This is a genomic window from Siphonobacter sp. BAB-5405 (genome assembly GCF_002872335.1).
Taxonomy (GTDB): Bacteria; Bacteroidota; Bacteroidia; order Cytophagales; family Spirosomataceae; genus Siphonobacter.
Map to the genome: position 1 here is coordinate 1 of NZ_NJAG01000109.1, position 3,493 is coordinate 3,493.

At 41.8% G+C, this 3,493-nt stretch carries 4 protein-coding genes; 2 read left to right on the top strand and 2 right to left on the bottom strand.

Annotation, left to right across the window (positions count from 1 at the left end; genetic code table 11):
• The first annotated feature begins 467 nt into the window (after nt 1-467).
• Nucleotides 468-1,361 carry a replication initiation protein gene (locus BWI97_RS26135; RefSeq protein WP_158242864.1) on the top strand — a complete coding sequence of 298 codons (894 nt, stop codon included), beginning with the start codon at nt 468-470 and terminating at the stop codon, nt 1,359-1,361.
• A gap of 43 nt (nt 1,362-1,404) precedes the next feature.
• Nucleotides 1,405-1,905 (top strand): hypothetical protein, encoded by a 501-nt coding sequence (locus tag BWI97_RS26140; RefSeq protein WP_102203404.1) that lies wholly within the window; start codon nt 1,405-1,407, stop codon nt 1,903-1,905.
• 34 nt (nt 1,906-1,939) lie between these two features.
• Here BWI97_RS26140 and BWI97_RS27510 read toward each other — a convergent pair whose 3' ends face one another.
• Together BWI97_RS27510 and BWI97_RS26145 are read right to left on the bottom strand one after the other, a co-directional pair.
• The gene (locus tag BWI97_RS27510) at nt 1,940-2,152 is read right to left on the bottom strand and encodes a hypothetical protein (protein WP_146011059.1); all 213 of its coding nucleotides are present in this window, start codon (nt 2,150-2,152) and stop codon (nt 1,940-1,942) included.
• Nucleotides 2,153-2,257: 105 nt separating this feature from the next.
• The gene (locus BWI97_RS26145; RefSeq protein ID WP_102203405.1) at nt 2,258-2,926 is read right to left on the bottom strand and encodes an AAA family ATPase; all 669 of its coding nucleotides are present in this window, start codon (nt 2,924-2,926) and stop codon (nt 2,258-2,260) included.
• Nucleotides 2,927-3,493 lie beyond the last annotated feature (567 nt).

The window sequence follows — 3,493 nt, forward strand, 5'->3', positions numbered from 1 at the left end:
AGCATTACATATTTAGTAGCTTTTTATAGAATGAACTAAACTTTATTTGAGCATTCATATATAAATATTATAACGTTTTAAAAACGTTATAATATTTATATATGCCTATAGGATTTATAAATTAACTACGATAGGAAAAATCACAATTCCGAAATATTTGTCGCCCAAATTTCATTCAATGTCCTAATTAGAACTAATATTTAGAAACAATTATACTGAATATCAGTGTATATCATCATTTTTGATTTCTTCGGCGACAAATATTTCGGAACTAATCAAAGTTTGTTTTATATTTGATTATTATTTTGATATCTATTTTGGTGCTGATTAACTGTCTGAATATCAATATATTACAAATGGTTTGGCGACAAAAATCACGGAGTAGGCGACAAAAACCTCGGGCAAGGGGACAAAATTTCGGTTTCGGCGACAAAAACCTCGACCCGGCGACAAAAACCTCGGAAACTATGGCTAAATCTTCGAAACCCCTTTTCATTGAAGAAATCAGGGATACTCCTATCCGAAAGTTTGTCCAGATCAAAGCGGGCAAGGATGGACTAGTGGAAGCTCAGAGTAGTTTCTCCATTAATGAGTACCGGGTTTTCTTTCACTTATTGACGATGCTGCACAAGGACGACGATGAGTTTGCCCTGCAGCGGATCAGTATTGCCGAAATCATTCGGGACAATGGCTTACACGACGCCGGTACTCAGTACGAATTGCTCCGCGAGGCTGTATTCAATTTATCTCACCGTACTTTTTCCCGTATTGGAGAGATCGACGGTAAACCCTATAAGATTACGATTCCCGTACTCGATAAGAAGGCGGAGCCCTTGTTGGAAGATGATAAGACTCACGTGCTGGTGCGGTTTCATCCGGACCTAAAGCCGTATTTGCTTCAGCTGAAGAGTGAATACCTAAGCATTTCGATGAAGTTCCTCAATCAGTTGGGTTCCCCCTACTCGATTAAGCTGTACATGATTCTCAAGCACCGCCTCCGGCAACAAACGGCTTATCCCAAGTATAGCGTCGATGAATTGCGGTTTATGCTTTCGGTCCCAAAGGATTCTTATAAGAAATACTCGGAATTCAAACACCGGATTCTTTTGCGTTGCATGGAGGAAATCAATCGGGAAACGGATATCCGGATTCTGGATATTACAGAAGTGAAACGACAGCGAATTGCGCAGACGGTTTGTTTTGTATTGGAAGGAAAACCCGAGCTTGAACTTAGTGGTATCATTGACTCCGATCCATTGGATCTTGAGCCTCCGGCTGAAACGCCTGAACTCGAAGACTCCCCTATTTACCCGACTGAAAACGTATTTCGTATCCAAGTCCATTTACCAGAGCTGGATTGATAAACACGGTCGGGAGCAGGTAAAGACAAATGTAGAGCTAGGCTTGAAGTATCTGGAGCAGCGGAATGACATTAAAAATCCAGTGGCCTACTTAACGAAAGTGGTCGCGAATAAAGATTTGGCCATTTCCCTAACCAAGAAAGCAAAAGAGGAAGCTCAACCTATCGTGCATATTTCACCAAAACCAAAGCCTGAGGATTCAATAGAAACTGCTCGAAATACGCTTCGGGACTTGTACGCGAACCGTGTCAATGATGTAATCGTTGAAACGTTGCGGAACTCAAGCGAAGCCCAGTCCTTTTTAACCTTTGTTAAAGCCCTGAGTCAACAAGAACGTATTCCTGTACACATAGAGATTGCTATAACTATTTTCAATAAACTGAATGTACAAGTAGATACCCTCGCTGAACAACTCCGGGATGGTTCAGGTATGATTCAGGGATTGAAACTTTTGTACTTCCAAGAGAAGCATCCAACCAGGTTGGAGGAAATTCGTACTACGTTTCAGCCGCTGGCCAACAACCTTGGTTTTATTCTAGAGTAACGAAAGAAGCCCAACTTAGCTGGGCTTCTTTTCTTTAGTTCTTAGCTTTCGCTTTTTTCTCTCGAGCCAGTTTTTCTTCGATGGCTTCCAAAATGAAATGCGTAATGCCTAAACGCCTGCGAATCGCACTTTGGTTGATAACGCCTTCGATGCTTTCTTTCTGGCTCCTTGGCATTCGTAAAGTAAAACGGTGTAGGGAATCTTCATTTTCAGATTCAGTTACAGGTTCTGAAGTCTCTTTTGACAAGGACTCACTACTGTGGGCGAACTCCCCCCTTTCTGAATGAATTGTTCTTCCAGCTCAACCGCTGATAATACGGTGCTTTTAGGCATAGCCAGCCCTGGTTTCTTTTTAGCCATTGGTCGATACGGGTTGTGCGGCTTTTTCCAAGACCAGCGTCATTAAGTCAGAAAATTCTTTGGCAGCGGCCTTGTCCTGCGGTTTGTATTCGCCAATGCCCAGGCCCTGTACGGAAGAATGCACGTATACAATTCGGTTGCCCAAGGGAGCATCTAGGTATTCAATGTCCGTTGCCTGTTTCAACAGATTCACACTGTCTTCGATGTAGATGGATCTCGGTTCTACTTTATTGAGAAAGGCCATCGCTTTCAGATTCGGGTTAAACGTATGGATTTCCCGTACCATATGATCAACCTTGGCCAAACTCCACATTTCAAACATGTGCGGTACTAACGGAATCAAATACACGTCTGAAGCGACCAGGGCTGAACGCTGTGAAGTAGTATCCCTCCCACCTGTATCGATCACCACGTCCGTATAGCGTTTAGCTTGATTGCGGATGTGTGTATGAATGGTTTCACCATTCATTTTTATTGGATTGTATCCGAGGCTTCCTTCCAGGGTTTCGTGCCGGAAGGTCGAAAAATCCCAGGCCGTCTGCTGATCATCGGCATCGATCAAAAGTACGTCCCGACCTAATTGTGTCAGATAGATAGCTACGTTCGTAGCAATGGTTGTTTTCCCCGTTCCTCCTTTAGTACCTCCTACAGTAATGACCATATGGTTGAATATTGGTTGACGTATTCAAGATGTCTATTGTCTGTCTAAAAGACGCCCTTGAGACGTCAAATAAAAGAATTAATATCATAGTAGTCAAATAATTGTAATATTTTTAGATTACTTAAATTCTAAATATGTATAACACTTATTGGAGTCGTTCTGACGTCTTTAAGACATCTTAAAGATGGCAGAATTTCCAAATTTATTTAATTATACTGCTTTAGTCCAAGACTCCCCTTTAGGGAACCGAGAGCTGTTCCCCTTTTTAGGCCAACTCCCATTGACCAGGAATAAAAAATTGCATTTCTCCGTTCGGACTTTGCAATAGCATTTGGGTGAATGTGAAGTAATGGATCATGCCTATTATTGTCTGGTAGTAATTCCTAAGACAGAGATAGGGACATGCTTATAGAACCCCTTGCTTCATCCCAATAGGTGTTATATTTAAGAGTTGCCCATTGATTGCGGTCGCGATTGAGGGGAAAGTGACTTTTGAAAACCAGGTAGTGCGGTATAATAATATGAATGACATAATGCTAGGAGCATGCAAGCCGAAGTTATTCAATT